The sequence below is a fragment of the Virgibacillus sp. CM-4 genome, from assembly GCF_000445495.1.
Taxonomy (GTDB): Bacteria; Bacillota; Bacilli; order Bacillales; family Amphibacillaceae; genus Virgibacillus; species Virgibacillus salexigens.
Map to the genome: position 1 here is coordinate 708,228 of NZ_AUQA01000002.1, position 15,262 is coordinate 723,489.

The 15,262-nt window shown below is 37.6% G+C and carries 10 protein-coding genes; 1 reads left to right on the forward strand and 9 read right to left on the reverse strand.

The genetic code is table 11. The features are described 5' to 3' along the window. Positions 1-396 precede the first annotated feature (396 nt). The 7 genes from M948_RS27030 to M948_RS27060 form a co-directional block, all read right to left on the reverse strand. The gene (locus tag M948_RS27030; RefSeq protein WP_021289528.1) at positions 397-1,473 is read right to left on the reverse strand and encodes an ABC transporter substrate-binding protein; all 1,077 of its coding nucleotides are present in this window, start codon (positions 1,471-1,473) and stop codon (positions 397-399) included. 301 nt (positions 1,474-1,774) lie between these two features. Then, a complete protein-coding gene (locus M948_RS27035; protein ID WP_021289529.1) occupies positions 1,775-3,304 on the reverse strand; it encodes a bifunctional GNAT family N-acetyltransferase/carbon-nitrogen hydrolase family protein in 1,530 nt (509 codons plus the stop codon). Positions 3,305-3,363: 59 nt separating this feature from the next. Then, positions 3,364-4,647, reverse strand: a complete 1,284-nt coding sequence (locus M948_RS27040) for an NAD(P)/FAD-dependent oxidoreductase (protein ID WP_021289530.1) — start codon at positions 4,645-4,647, stop codon at positions 3,364-3,366. A gap of 45 nt (positions 4,648-4,692) precedes the next feature. After that, positions 4,693-5,544, reverse strand: a complete 852-nt coding sequence (locus M948_RS27045) for an ABC transporter permease (protein WP_021289531.1) — start codon at positions 5,542-5,544, stop codon at positions 4,693-4,695. Between the two features lies 1 nt (position 5,545). Then, positions 5,546-6,340, reverse strand: a complete 795-nt coding sequence (locus M948_RS27050) for an ABC transporter permease (RefSeq protein WP_021289532.1) — start codon at positions 6,338-6,340, stop codon at positions 5,546-5,548. 169 nt (positions 6,341-6,509) lie between these two features. Beyond that, complete coding sequence (locus M948_RS27055; protein WP_021289533.1) at positions 6,510-7,586, reverse strand: ABC transporter substrate-binding protein; 1,077 nt, start codon at positions 7,584-7,586, stop codon at positions 6,510-6,512. 30 nt (positions 7,587-7,616) lie between these two features. Continuing rightward, positions 7,617-8,708: an ABC transporter ATP-binding protein gene (locus tag M948_RS27060; RefSeq protein WP_021289534.1), complete on the reverse strand. Its 1,092-nt coding sequence runs from the start codon at positions 8,706-8,708 to the stop codon at positions 7,617-7,619. Between the two features lie 914 nt (positions 8,709-9,622). On the opposite strand from M948_RS27060, the gene M948_RS27065 reads away from it, so the two are divergent. Next, positions 9,623-11,740, forward strand: a complete 2,118-nt coding sequence (locus tag M948_RS27065) for a sigma 54-interacting transcriptional regulator (RefSeq protein ID WP_021289535.1) — start codon at positions 9,623-9,625, stop codon at positions 11,738-11,740. Between the two features lie 372 nt (positions 11,741-12,112). On the opposite strand, the gene M948_RS27070 is transcribed toward M948_RS27065, so the two are convergent. Both M948_RS27070 and M948_RS27075 read right to left on the reverse strand, forming a co-directional pair. Further along, positions 12,113-13,525 carry a Na+/H+ antiporter NhaC family protein gene (locus tag M948_RS27070; protein WP_021289536.1) on the reverse strand — a complete coding sequence of 471 codons (1,413 nt, stop codon included), beginning with the start codon at positions 13,523-13,525 and terminating at the stop codon, positions 12,113-12,115. Positions 13,526-14,065: 540 nt separating this feature from the next. Next, positions 14,066-15,244: a saccharopine dehydrogenase family protein gene (locus M948_RS27075; protein ID WP_021289537.1), complete on the reverse strand. Its 1,179-nt coding sequence runs from the start codon at positions 15,242-15,244 to the stop codon at positions 14,066-14,068. Positions 15,245-15,262 lie beyond the last annotated feature (18 nt).

A 15,262-nucleotide genomic window follows, 5' to 3' on the forward strand; every position in this document is an offset into this window, starting at 1 on the left:
ACGTGTCTGAAAACCCCGCAATGAGCGGTCTTTGCGAGTGAGGAGGCTAAAGCCGTGCCCGCGGAAAGCATGTCACCTTTCGTGGAAGGCAGCGGTGTTAGGAACACCCTCCTATCTAACGCTTGTCAAATATCATAACAAGTTTCATATAAAGTGAATCTTCAATCAGTGGGGGTTTTCTTTTATCCCCCACTGATTGTTAGTACCGCAAGGGTATGACCTAAAGGCCTCTGAACAAAATCGGACATTTACTGGCAGTCGGATTCCCCACTTATCTTCCTTAATTTCACCTCGTAGGATTGAAGTGGGGGGCTTACTGCCAGTTACATGCGGGATAAACCTTATCATACCAATAGTTGCAGGATTATTTTTAACTGCAAAAGTTGAGTTGTTTAATCATTCTACTTTAATATTTTTATATAGTTGATTCATTTTCGCTAATTCATCTGGCTCTAAATATTCAAAGAAAACCGCTTTTTCCGGGATCTCTGGGTAAGAGGCATGATTACTTTTCTCTTCTTCGCTCATTAAATCTTTAGCTGCAGCATTTGGATTACTGCTCGGAATAGCATCTGTCAGTTTTTTACTCACTTCTGCTTCCAGCATATAGTTAATAAATACTTCCGCTGTATATTTATTTTTCGATGTTTTAGGGATTACAAAGTTATCCATCCACAACATCCCACCCTCTTCTGGAAGTACATAATCCAAATTATTATTTTCTTCCATAGCAGTACCTGCCTGATCTGAATAGACTTGTGATATCCATACTTCTTCATTAACCAGTTTTCCTGCTGGCGTTGAATCATAAGCGAGTATATTTTGTTTAATTTTCAAAAGACTTTTCTTTGCCTCACTTAACGTTTCTTCTGTTGGCTGGTTAATATCATAGTAGTGTTTCTGTAATGCCATCGATATCCCCTCACGCGGAGTTTCCTGAATAGTTACGTGATTTTTATACTTCGGATTCCAAAGATCATCCCAACTTGTCGGTGTTTCTACTTTTTCTTTATTGTAAACAATCCCGATGCTTCCATATAAATATGGAACGGAATATTTATTCCCAGGGTCAAACGAAGGATCCCGAAATTCCTCTTCAATATTTTCAAGATTCGGAATGTTTTCCAAGTTCAACTCCTGCAGCATACCCTCTTGGATCATTTGCTGTACGAAATAATCGGTCGGCACAACAATATCATAGGCAACTGTCCCACTACTTAGTTTTGTTATCATTTCCTGATTCGATGAGTATGTGTCATAAACCACCTTCACACCATACTCTTTTTCAAAGTCTTTGAGAATTTCCGGATCAATATTCTCGCCCCAGTTAAAGAAATATAACTCTTCAGACAATGCTTGCTCCCCTGAACTATTATTTTGTTTTGCCTTCGTAGTATCATCATTAGAATCACTGCAAGCAGTTAATAAAACAAGGAAAAAGACTAAACCGACTGCTAATCTTAAGTGTTTCATAAATATACCTCACTCCTCATAATCGATAATCTGAAACAATCTTTTATTTATTCCTTGTTATAACCCAGTTTAGCTTTTTGAAAATAACGGTTAATTAACTGATTCATCTATGGGTCAAGCAGCTTTCCCCAGCCTGTTTTTTCATTTTTTCTTTTGCATAATAATGTCGGGATTATTCTTTATGCTGTATCAAGTTAATGAAAACCTCAGTTATATATTTATAGACTGTACTCTTCGGAAATGAGCCTGTCCGGAATAAAGATTCAGAACAGTCCTCGTTATATCTACTTACATCTATTCTTTAGTAAATCGTTGTACGTCTATCTTTCAAAGGGGTGACGGTACCAACCTCACGATTCCGGCGGATGAGTTCCAAATCCAGTTCACCATAAATCGTCATTTCCACATTAAAATCTGATTCAGTAACCACACCGTTATGTCCAAAACCTAAGTCAGACGGGGAGAAAATACTCGATTGCGTGTATTGTGCATTCATGCGATACACCCTAGATAAATGTCCGGTCATACCAGTGGTGACGGTATATACTTGGTTTTCAATAGCACGTGCCTGAGCACAGCAGCGAATACGCGCATACCCTTGCTGATCTTCAACTGTATAAGGAGTAAATAAAATGTCCGCTCCATTTTCTACTACTTTTCGTGCTAGTTCTGGAAAGAGAATATCATACCCGATTAGGATCGCAATTTTTCCGCAATCTGTATCAAATACGTCCATCGTACTACCTGGCTTAATACCCCACCATTTTCGCTCGTCTGCTGTAATATGCAGCTTATATTGTTTATCAATTTTTCCGTTTCGATGAAATAAGAAAGATACATTATAAATAGAATCGGTTTCTTCGATAAAGTGAGAACCTGCAATAATATTTATGCTGTAACGTATAGCAAGATCCGAAAAAAGTTTCACATATGCCTCTGTATAACTGGTCAAGCTTCGAATTTGTTTACTTGGGACCTTCTCTCCCAAGAAAGACAATAGCTGAAGAGTCAATGCTTCTGGAAGCACCGCAAAGTCTGAGCGCTTTTTAGAAGCAAGGCTAATGAAATACTCACACTGCGAAGCAAATTCTTCAAAATACTGCATGTTCCTTAATCCATATTGTATCATGGAGATCCTTACCGGCATGGCATGTTGATAATACTGACGGTCTGCTGGGACATGATCGATGTTTTTCCACTCCAGTATCGTCGCATACTTTAATGAAGCTTCATCCTCTAACAAATAATTCGCTTTCACCCCTCTGATTTCAAATCCATTCATTAATTGAAAAATTAACACTGGATCGTAAATCTGCTGGTCCCTCACTTGTTCAACATATTCTTCAGCAGTCAGTACATCTGCATATTTGTGGTAATTGGGAATCCTTCCACCGAAGATAATACTTTTCAGATTTAATTTTTTGCATAGCTTCCGTCGTTCCTTATAAAGACGCCTTCCGATTTTCAAGTGTCTGAAGTCAGGATGCACCACCACATCAATCCCATACAAATGATTTCCATTCGGGTTATGATTTGTAATATATCCTCCTCCAGAAATATCATCTATTGAATGATCATCCCCATAATCTTCGTAATTAACAATAAGGCTCGAGCTCGATCCAATAATTTGGCCGTTATATAAAACGCATACCTGTCCCTCAGGGAAAATTCGAATATGACTTTCATAGTGCTTTTTTTCAAACGCGATGTCGGGATTATCGAATCCGATTTGAGCAATCCGTACAATTTCATCAATATCCTGTGATTCTATTTCACGGATAACTATCTTTTTTTCAAAAGTCGAAACATCTATTTTCGTTTCCGTCATCATCTCATGTCCCTTCTTACTATCTGTGAATTTTTAACTTTACATTTATTAGGCCTTAAATTCTAACCAAAAAACCGATCTTGAAACTGTTTGTAAAACTTCATTACTCCAACTGCTTTGGAATGTTGGTTGTGGAATGGGATAGACCGCAATTTTTTAATACGAAGTGGGTTGTCCGGATCTCCTTCCTCCAAAATATCTTCCGCCATTGTCTTCCCTAGTAAAGAGGCCATTGCAGCACCATGCCCCCCATAACCAAATGCAAAATGTGCTCCATCCTTTAATTGGCCAATATAAGGAAGCATGTTCTGCGTGAATCCTACTTTTCCTCCCCACCGATATTCGATACGTGTTCCCTTTAATTGTGGGAAAACGCTCAACATCCCTTCTAAAAGATTTTCATAAATTCGGTTTTGATCGCGTTTACTTGATGCTCTTCCTGAACCGCCAAACGCCAAACGATTGTCCCCGGTCCTTCGGAAATAATAAAGAAGGTTCTTTGTATCCGAGACCGCACGATTATTTTTAATTAGCGCTTCTACTACATCTTCTGGAAGAGACTCGGTTGCTATCATAATACTTTCCACCGGAACAACGGATTTTTTAACTATTTTGTTTAAATCACCAGAATAGGCATTTGTAGCAATCACTAGATTATCCGCAATCACTTTGCCTTTGTCGGTCCGAACAATGAATTTGTTTTTTGAATTTCTTTTTACACCTGTAGCTTCTGAGCGTTCGTATATTTTCGCACCCAGTTTTTCAGCTGCCTTTGCCAAACCTAATGTGTAGTTAAGTGGATGAAAATGAGCACTTTTATAATCAACACGCCCTCCGGAATAGAAAGAAGTTTCCAGTTCATTCTTTATCTCATTCTTTTCTACAATATCAATCCCATAATAATTCAGTTTACTAGCCATAAATTCTTGATCTTTTTTCATAGACTCTAAATGTGATGGTTTATATGCTGCCAAAAAGTCTCCATTCCGCTTAAAATCACAAGAAATATCATGTTTATTAATAATATTTTCAATCAGATCGATCGAGTCTAACGAAAGCTGCCACATCTTTTTCGCTGCATGTAATCCTTTTTTCTTCGTCCAATATTCCATAGATCCAAGATAACCAGTCAGTACTTCTCCTCCATTCCTGCCGCTTGCTCCGCATCCAACTTTTCCCTGTTCAAGAACAATTGTGCTGCATTGTTTTTCTTGTAAGTGATAGGCTGTGGAGAGTCCTGTAAATCCGCCGCCAATAATGACCACATCACAACACTCCTCTCCTTCCAATAGCGAACGATTCATACTGTTATTCGCTGTACCTTCCCACATTGATAATAGATCCATACTTTCACCTTCTATTTAAAATTATGTTTATTTAACATTCCATTCCTATAATAAAGAGCTATCATCATCAGACGATGTAAACTTGATTAATACCACAATAGATAATAGAACCAAAATCATTAATAAGAGTGAAATCGCAGAACCTAGCTGCCAGTTCATCTCTACTAAAAATGCATCACGAATCACATTTCCAATCATCAATAAACGTCCGCCGGTCAATAAATCGGTTACGACAAAAACACTGATAGCCGGTACAAAGGTAATAATTGTTCCTGTAAGCACACCTGGAAACGTCAGCGGCAACGTCACAGTCAGAAATGTTTTGACGGGATTCGCACCTAAATCTTCAGCCGCTTCTAAATATGTTTTATCTAACTGTTCGATAGAAGCATAGATAGGAAGAATCATAAACGGCAGAAAGCCGTACACTAATCCTACAATGATGGCAAATGGTGTATAAAGCATCGTAATTGGTTCGTCAATAATACCGATCTTAAGAAGTAAATTATTAATAGCACCTTGGTTATTCATTAATATAATCCAGGAATAAAGCCGGATCAGCAAATTTGTCCAAAATGGCACCATTACTAGCAACAACAAAAAGTTTTTCCATTTCCCTGCATGAGCGATAAAATAAGCAAATGGATAAGCAATAATTCCGCAAATAACTGTTGCAATCACAGACCACCAAAGAGACTGCCAAATCGCCTTTGCATATAAAGAACTAAATGCTAAACGATACGCTTCCATGCTGAATTCATAAAGGATGCCACCAAATCCAAGATTCGTGGTAAAACTAATTACAGTAATCATTCCAACTGGAACGACTAAAAAGACAAGAAGCCAAACTAAAGATGGAGATAACATCAAATATGCTGTTCTAATGTTACGTATCATATCAAATCCCTCCCTGCTGTTTATTCATCCTTTTCATTCTCCAGCCAACGATTACAATGACAAGTACGACCGCTAAAATCAGAATGGTAGATAAAGCATTAATTTCCGGGGATACCCCTCGCCGTACCATCGAATAGACAAGAACAGGTAGCGTATTAGAACCTGGTCCCGTCGTGAAAAATGCAACAACAAATTCGTCTAGGGAAATAGTAAATGCCAACAAAGCGCCTGCTAGAATTCCAGGATAAATTAACGGAAACGTAACTTTCCAAAATGTATGCCACTCATTAGCCCCAAGGTCTTTAGCTGCCTCTTCTAGTGCTTTATCTAAGCCAGCTAACCTCGCTAAGAGCACGAGAATAACAAATGAGGTCGCGAACACAACATGACCGGGGATTACAGTAGCTAGACCTAATTTAACGTTCAGAAAACTATATAGTACTAACAGAGCAACCGCTAAGACAATATCAGGTATAACAACTGGAATATAGAAAACGAAACCAACCGTTCTCTTTCCCGGAAATCCATATCGATGAAGAGTAAGAGCGGCTAATGTTCCCAGTACTGTGGAAATAACAGTCGTCACTATTGCGATAAACAAACTATTAAATGCTGCATCGATAATTTGCGAATTTGAAAATAATCGAATATACCAATCAAACGTAAATCCTGTCCATACCGTCCCTATCTTAGAGTCATTAAATGAAAAAACCATTAAGACAAGGATAGGTATATAAAAGAAAGCAAAAACGAGTATAGTAAAGACAAATAATGTTTTCTTCGTACCTTCTCTCATATTTGCACCTGCCTTCAGCAATAAAAAAATAGTAGCAAGCTTTAAACCGAAATTACTTCAGTCCCATACACTCACGATGTGCAATACACATAAAAACCTAATGGTTTATTGATTATCATGATTTCTCTGAAATATCCGGATGAAAAGCATCGTCGCTTTTTTCATCCTGTTAATTCACTTTTGCTTTTTGGAAATAACGATTCATCAATTGATTTTTATCGGGGGCAAGCGGCTTTCCCCAACCTGCTTTCTCAACTTTTTCGTTCGGCATGATAAGGCCAGGACTTTTCTTTATTTTGTCATCAAGTATTTCAACTGCAGCTTTATTTGGATTGCCGTAAGGATACGCTTCTGACAATTTCTTACTCACTTCCGGCCTTAATAGATAGTTCATGAAAACCTCTGCCGTATATTTGTGTTCAGCATTCTTTGGGATTACCATGGTATCCGTCCATCTAATTCCACCTTCTTCTGGAAGCACGAATCCTACGTTTTTGTTTTCTTTCCAAGCTACAGCTGCTGCTCCTGAATACGCATACCCAATCCACGCTTCTTCACTAACAAACTCTGCTTCTGGAGTAGATTTGAATGCTAATAAGTTTGGTACTAATTCTTTCAATTTTTCCGCACCTTCTTTAAGCTGCTCTTCTGTTGGATCATTGTGGTCGTATCCTAAATATTGAAGAACCATGTTAAAATTTTCTTTCGGCTCTTCCATGGTAATGACATGCCCTTTATATTTAGGATTCCACAAATCTTCCCAGCTGGTGGGTGGCTCTTTTATTTTTTCTTTGTTGTACGCAATACCGTCATACCCAAACATGTAAGGAACGGAGTACTTTTCATCCGGATCAAACGGAAGACCTTTCCATTCGTCTGCAATATTTTTATAGTTTGGTATATTTTCGAAATTGATCTCCTGAAGTAGGTCTTTTTCTTGTAGCTGATTTACGAAAAAATCAGATGGGACGACAATATCATAAGCAACAGTACCAGCACTTACCTTTGCAAGCATTTCCTGATTTGAACTGAACGTTGAATAAATAACATCTACGCCGAATTCTTCTTCAAAGCCATTTAAAATTTCTTGCGGCATATATTCACTCCAGTTAAAAACAACTAATTCATCAGACAACTCTTCTCCTGCATTGGCATCGCTTCCTCCCGACGACTCACTGCCAGCTTTTGAGCAAGCGGCTAGCGCAAGAACCACAACCGCCAACAACGGTAATATCTTTTTCTTCAAATTCATATCCCCCTCTTTCCTAGTTTTGAGCTATACTTCCAATTTCTCCTTCATTTTGAACACTATACTATCAGCCGGCTCCCAGCTTAGGTAAAGCTGGGAGCCTTGAGAACAACGCTTAAAAATATCGCGCGACCCATGAGCCACAACCTCCTGCCCGTCTGGAAACGCAGCGATAATCTTTGTGACCGAACCTATATAAATTTCGTCTTTCATGATTACTTTTAACTGCTTGACTTTATCATTAGCGTGCGCAGAAACCTTAATTTTTTCTGGACGAATAGACATATAAACACTTTCATTTTCCAGAAAATTCCGGTTGTTCGGGATGATTATATACTGTCCAGCACACTCCATTGTTGCGTATGTGTCATTTGTTTGCATAACCTTTCCTTCAAATAGGTTTGTCTCACCGATAAAATCAGCCACAAATTTTGTTGCAGGTTTTTCATAGATTTCATCCGGCAACCCCGTCTGTTCAATTTTCCCTTGATTCATAATGACAATCCGATCCGACATCGTTAAAGCTTCTTCTTGATCATGAGTAACATAGATAAAAGTCATGCCTAACTCTTGTTGCAGCTGTTTTAGTTCGAGTTGCATCTGCTTACGAAGTTTTAAATCCAGTGCTCCCAACGGTTCATCTAGCAGGAGTACTTTCGGGTTATTTACAATCGCACGAGCAATAGCAATCCGTTGCTGTTGACCTCCGCTAAGATTTTTTGGTTTTCTAGCAGCAAAATTTTCTAGTTGTACAAGATTCAAAGCTTCCTTAACTTTGTTTTTAATATCCTGTTTTGATACTTTTTTCATTTTTAAACCAAATGCTACATTATCAGCAACCGTCATATGTGGAAACAATGAATAACTTTGGAAAACAGTATTAACTTCTCGGTTGTACGGTTCAATCTTGTCTACTTTTTTTCCATCAATCCAAATATTTCCCGAAGTCGGTTTTTCAAACCCGGCAATCACTCGTAACGTTGAAGTCTTTCCACAACCAGATGGTCCTAGTAATGTCAAAAACTCTCCTGTTTTAATATCTAGATTTAACTCTTTAACTGCGTAAGTATTAGCAAACTTTTTAGAAATATTCTCTAATCGCACCATACCTTCCGCCATTTTCATCTCCTCCAATTTAATATTTGTCTCCCTGTGAAAAACGAAGAATATAAAAAGCCATGAAATTTTAGACTTTCTATACTTTCCATGCAATTATTATGCCAATTTTTAGTTTATTTTAAATTTTACCAAAAAAATAAATTCACTAAGGCTACCTTGGTTTTTAAACAATGGAGCAAGCAAACGTTTCTATGTATGATCTGGCCCACTCATTACGCACTCGTCCCACCTAAAAGATTGTTTGTTGTAAATCCAATCGGAAAATTTATTGTCGACGTCGCTATCCTTATCCTGCGTCAGCACTTGGTTCGGCGCAAAAGCAATGTAATACCTCACTGATATTCTATCTGTAGACCAGAGCGCAACGAATCAATGTTGATTTATCGTAAGAGCGTCTGGAAGCAGTCATTAAGCAATGAGTGTTTGTACCGGATGTGTTTAGCTCTGCAAATCACTTAAATAAAGCAAAATTTCATACAAAACTAAAACATTAATTTCAGTCTCTAGTTATCCAGCCAAGCGTATGCTGTATTGCATAGATCTATGCAATACAGCATTAAAATACGGATGTGATACATATCAATTACAAGTAATTTTTTATCTATGCTTTATTTCACCCAATCACTTCTATAAAGTAAATCTTCAATCAGTGGGGATTTTCTTTCGTCCCCACTTATCCTATTTGTTTTACCCCCCATGAAAATGCAGACAATCTTTACCTATTTTCATCCTAATAGGCGAAGTTCACTCCATGGTTGGCTTCCTGTTAACCTGCGACAATAATTAAAATAAGTTACAATTTTTCAGAAAACTGATTTCACAATATTAGCACCCTTTATTTTTTAACTATTATGCATTTTTGCATATTTTGTGATAATCTGATAATAAATGAAATTTATCGTGGAGGTCATTACATGACTGTTGTAATTAAAAATAAACTTCATCCCCTATTCACTATTTCAATAGCACCTGAGGAAGAAAGCTGGCAAAGCCGTTTAAAGAATAATCCCAATGCATTTCTCTTTCTTAAGGCAAATAATCAAATAAATGCTTATATTCATCTACGTGATACGAATTGGGAGCAAATGGAGGATATTACAATAGATAATTTGTATGAAAGCGCACATTCTCTGGAAAATGTGGGAGTTATCCATCAAGATCAGTCAGAAATACCATCTACCTTTATTTTTCAACTTTTAGGGGAGCCGATTGCTCTTGTTAAAGGTGAAAATGACGAATATATTGGATATATCCGGCGAGAAGATTTACTAGTTGAGCTTTTACGTATAGAAGATGACAACACGAACTTGTTAAAATTCATGCTTTCCTCGATCCCTATGGGGATTTTTATCACAGATAACGAAGGAAAGATCGTAAACTCGAATGAAGCTGGACTAAGAATGATTAAATCTTCTTTAAAGAAGTTAGAGGGTACTGCAGCTTCTCAATGGTTTAATGGCGATAACCTTAAGAAAGTATTCCGTACCAAAAAGAAAATTCTAAACCAGATTCAGATTGAGGATGAAGCAGGGGTTTTAGTTGATTATATACCCATTTCGGATTCCAAAGATAATTTGGACGGTATCATGATTGTCGTTCAAGATTTGCCTAAAGTAGAAGAGATGGCGATGGAAATTGCGTACGTCAAAAATCTCAATGCTGATTTAAACGCAATTCTCTCATCGATGTACGATGAAATATTAGTAGTAAATGATAAGGGGGATATCCTTCGCTTCAATGATAACTTTATTTCTGGACTTTGGAACGAAGAATTTAAAAATCTTGTCGGGCAAAATCTTTTCGAATTAGAAGACCAAGGATACTTCAACCCTACTATCTTACGGTTAGTATTAGATAAACATGAAAAAGTATCGATCGTTCAAGAAACAGAACAGGGTAAAAATATTTTAGCTGTCGGTAATCCTGTGTTTGATGAGGCTGGCCATATTCATCGTATTGTTATTGCACTGCGGGATATCACGGAAACAACGAAACTGAAAACAGAGCTTAACGAGACGAAAGAATTAACAAAACGTTACGAAAAAGAACTTCAAAATCTGCGAAACCTTGAAAATGCAAATAATAAAGTCATCTATTGCAGTACTGCAATGGATAACGTGATGACAAAGGTAAAAAAGTTAGGCGAGTTTCATTCTACAGTCTTAATTTTAGGAGAATCTGGGGTTGGCAAAGAAGTTATTGCTCAATCGATACACAAAAATGGTCTTCGCCAAAACAAACCATTTCTATCAGTCAATTGTGGAGCGATCCCAGAAAACTTATTGGAAAGTGAACTGTTTGGCTATATAAAAGGCGCTTTTACCGGAGCAATTAACCAAGGAAAAATTGGCTATTTTCAGCAAGCAGATCAAGGCATTTTAGTATTGGATGAAATCGGCGAGATTTCACAACAGTTGCAAGTGAAACTGCTACGTGTTCTACAGGAAGGTGAAATATTTCCTGTGGGGAGCTCCAAACCGATCCCTATTGATGTTCAAATTATTGCTTCTACAAATAAGGATCTAGAAAAAATGGTGAGGGAAGGCACATTTAGAGAAGATCTTTATTATCGAATTAATGTCATCCCGATAGTTGTACCGCCATTACGCGAACGCACGGAAGATATTCCACTTTTAGCTTACCATTTTTTGCAACAATTAAATTTAAAATACGGGAAAGAATACTATTTTTCACAAGAAGCATTAAACTTATTAGAGGTTTACTCATGGCCAGGAAATATTCGTGAACTCCAAAACATCATTGAGCGTCTAGTCGTAACTGCCGAGGAGCAAGTGATATCTGCTGACTCTGTCAGACCACTATTGAGATTAGGGGAGAGTGGCAAACATAAGCCGATTATAACCGACATTATACCTTTCAACGAGGCACAGGAATCCACCGAGGAACAGCTGATTTTGCTTGCGATGAAAAAATACAAAACTACAACAGAGGCCGCACGAGCATTAAAAATTAGTCAATCTGCTGTCAGCCGTAAATATAAAAAAATCTTAACTAAACAAACACAATACTAGGGGCAAGCATCATGTGATTTAAAGCCTGTCAGAGATACTTAAGGCAGCTGTTGAAAATCAACTCAACAACTGCCTTTTTATTTCTTTACGTTAACTATTCGTGATTAACCTTGGCAAGTTCATTTTCTGGCTTCTAGATAGGTATCATAGAAGCTGGTTGCTGTGCCAGTTGGTTCAATTACTGGATTATACATAGGACTGCTGACGAAATTCCCTCATAACTTAATGACAGGATACCTTGGTAAGCCTCTCTTTGGACTTCCCAGCCTGACGATAGGTACACCAACTTAGAATATTAAAACGAACTTTACTATGAACTGCAGTTAATTATTACAACGCAACGATGTATTACTACTTAGAAATCGAAGGCTATCAAATGATAAAACCTAAAACCAAATATCCAATTGCTGTTATACATCCACTTAATAAAACATATGGTGCTTGGGTTATAACATGTGTGATAGCGTCAATTCCCGAACCTGATGCAGATAATACTGTTGTATCACCATACGGACAAGCATGGCTTCCAAAAGCACCTGCTGAGAGAACGGCACCAACTGCCAACCATATATTTGTTCCCATTGCTTCAGCCAGCGGTATAATAATCGGAAGTGTGATTGCATATACTCCCCAGAATGAGCCTGTTGCAAAAGCAACTAAAGCCATGGCTAAAAACGATACAACTGGAAGCAAACCAGGACTCATGAATGGTTTTATTGTTTCAATCACATATTCTGTAAGACCTAAAGAGCTATTGACATCTACTAAAATAAAGGAGGATACAACAATTCCTAGCGGGTAAATCATCGGTTTAAACCCTTCAAAAAAAGTATCAAACAAATCTCCTAAGCTCATTAATCGTTGGAAAACCAGCATAATAATCATGACAATCAATGCAACAAGAACACCCTGTAATACATCAATACCGGAGTACCATGTATAAAAGATTAAAACACCAATAGGGACAAAAAAATTTATTAATTTCGGCTTCACTTTCTTTTGCTGATTGCCATTGAGTGATGAATCTTGAGCATCAGTTTCAACGGAGGCAGCCACATCAACATCTACTATTGAGGAGTCTTTAGAACCTTCTGGAAGACAAATCCCCATCTCTTCCGCTCTTTTTTCTGCTATCTTCATTGGACCCAGTTTAGGAATAATACCAAAAATTGCTAGCAAAACAATGAATAATGCTACCCAACCATACAGTATAAACGGTATAACTGTAACATATGTCACTGAACCATTCCCTGACGCAGCAAGCCCAAGATCTTCAAACAAGCCAGATACATAAAATGTCCATGTAGATAAAGGTATTAACACACATACCGGAGCTGCAGTTGAATCTACTACATAGGCTAAGAATTCTCTAGAAGTTCGGTGTTTATCCGTAATTTTCTGCATTGAGGTACTGACTGTTAATGCATTTAAATAATCATCGAGGAAAATTACAATACCCATTACCCAAGTTATAAGCAAAGCACCCTTTTTTGTCTTTACTTTGGAAGAAACAAACTCCCCAAACGCCAATGCACCTCCGGATTTAACCAGTAATGCAATTAGACCGCCAAAAGATAATATAACTAGGATAATCCAGCCAATGGTTGGATCTCCCATTACGGATAAGGATGAATCAACAAACGCTGAGAAAAAATGTTGCTTTTCCAATATAATAAATCCAATAATTGATCCAAAAATAAGCGATTCAATTGTTCTTTTCGTTATGAGCGCAACAGACAAAACACATAATGCAGGAACCATACTTATCCATCCATAATGCTCCATAAAATCATCCTTTAAAATAAGTATTTAATATTATCACATCTTTAGCGTAATACAGTTGTTTGAAATCATTTTTAAGATTGTTGTATATACATTAATTACAAATTTAGTAATCTACTAAAACATGGGTATATTTCTTACCTCCTTGTTCTTTGATAACTATAATATTGCAAATTTCATGCCAAACTAAAACAAGCAGACAAACTATTACAAACCCGTGAATTGTTCGCAATATCTAAATAATAAAGCCCAAAATGAGTCATTACCAATTCAGATGTGAAGCAAAGTTGAATCGAATATGAAACAAGGGAAACTCCTAAAATGTTGGGTATATCCAACAAGGCTATACGTATTAATAGATGAGTCAATTTTGAGGTATATTGCACTTTTTATGGATATAAAATTTGATCGCTTGAAATAATCAACGCTTGCACTATTCTGCCTTTATAAATAGGAACTAAAAAAAGCCCTGTAGAAATTACCTTCTACAGAGCAATCTTTTCAGACAGCTCAAAAACCCAATCCCACTCATTTATATGCAAGTTATCTTAATTGGTACTTCTTCTCCTTTATGTTAATGCCACGTGAACCAATTTCGTCAATAAACAATTGGTAAGGGATATCTGTTGTCGGTGAAAGGACACCCTTTTTTGTAATCGTATGGTTTCCAAGCATTTGTGCAATAATGCTTGCTGTGTAACCAACAGTTCGATTCATGGCAAATAAGCCAGTTTCTAAATCTCTTTCATCCATCATTTCATAAATAATTTCTATATTTTCCCCGTCTTTCTTTCCTCTTATTATATTCTTCATTAATACAAGATCTTTCTCATTCGCTTTATATTGAAGACGAGGCTCTAAGTGTTTTAATAGAAAATGATGAGGTGTTACATCGGATTCAAATCCTTGAACGGGCTCTTTCGTTAAGAATCCTAACTCAACCATGCTCTTCCAAAACTTCGCATGACCTGACCATCTGATCGTTCTTCGTTCCGTATTGACAATTTCCGTATCAATACCTAGTAATCTTGCAAAATTAAGCGCATTTCCATTTGGCATGGATTCCAACCCCTCGATACCGGATAAGGTAATATCCGTGACCCATTCCTCGTGATGTTGACGATCTGCTGGTATATCAATAACCTCTCCCTCCCTTAACATCAAGGCTGGGCGTTTGTAAGACATGAGCGTACTATCAAAGTTCCATGCAATTTTGTACTTTAATGGATTATCAGCTGCTTCCGCGGTTGGTATACCCCCACAATACGAAAAAAGATCATGGACCTCATCTAATTGACTCACACCATATCCACACAACACCAAATCAATCCCTGGATCCAAGCCTGCCTCCGGCATTATCGCCACTTCTTTTTCCAACGCTTTTTCAAAGACCTCTTTGGAAAGACCTGCTGCATAGGAACAATTGACCAATGAAACCCTTGTATTGATTGCCGCCCTTGCAACGGTATCGTTGAATTGCTTTGGCAAAAGATCAATGACAACATCTGCATCTTCTGTGAATAAGGATTCCAAGTTTTTCTGGGAAGTCGCGTCTATTTTTCTAGTATTCATCTTCTCCATGTTAAGGTGACTGCGAAAGCTTTCCAGCCCGTCGAATGAAACATCTGCACAAACAATCTCAGTGACTTGACTGCATTTTCCCAAGTCCTGCAAAGCGGCTCTCCCTTGTAAACCCGATCCACCTAGTACAATTACCTTCATCTAAGAACCTCCAGTCAA

Excerpts from the sequence above, each read along its gene's own strand:
- M948_RS27030 (WP_021289528.1), bottom strand. The coding sequence starts at position 1,473 with ATGAAACACTTAAGATTAGCAGTCGGTTTAGTCTTTTTCCTTGTTTTA.
- M948_RS27035 (WP_021289529.1), bottom strand. The coding sequence starts at position 3,304 with ATGATGACGGAAACGAAAATAGATGTTTCGACTTTTGAAAAAAAGATA.
- M948_RS27040 (WP_021289530.1), bottom strand. The coding sequence starts at position 4,647 with ATGGATCTATTATCAATGTGGGAAGGTACAGCGAATAACAGTATGAAT.
- M948_RS27045 (WP_021289531.1), bottom strand. The coding sequence starts at position 5,544 with ATGATACGTAACATTAGAACAGCATATTTGATGTTATCTCCATCTTTA.
- M948_RS27050 (WP_021289532.1), bottom strand. The coding sequence starts at position 6,340 with ATGAGAGAAGGTACGAAGAAAACATTATTTGTCTTTACTATACTCGTT.
- M948_RS27060 (WP_021289534.1), bottom strand. The coding sequence starts at position 8,708 with ATGGCGGAAGGTATGGTGCGATTAGAGAATATTTCTAAAAAGTTTGCT.
- M948_RS27065 (WP_021289535.1), top strand. The coding sequence starts at position 9,623 with ATGACTGTTGTAATTAAAAATAAACTTCATCCCCTATTCACTATTTCA.
- M948_RS27070 (WP_021289536.1), bottom strand. The coding sequence starts at position 13,525 with ATGGAGCATTATGGATGGATAAGTATGGTTCCTGCATTATGTGTTTTG.
- M948_RS27075 (WP_021289537.1), bottom strand. The coding sequence starts at position 15,244 with ATGAAGGTAATTGTACTAGGTGGATCGGGTTTACAAGGGAGAGCCGCT.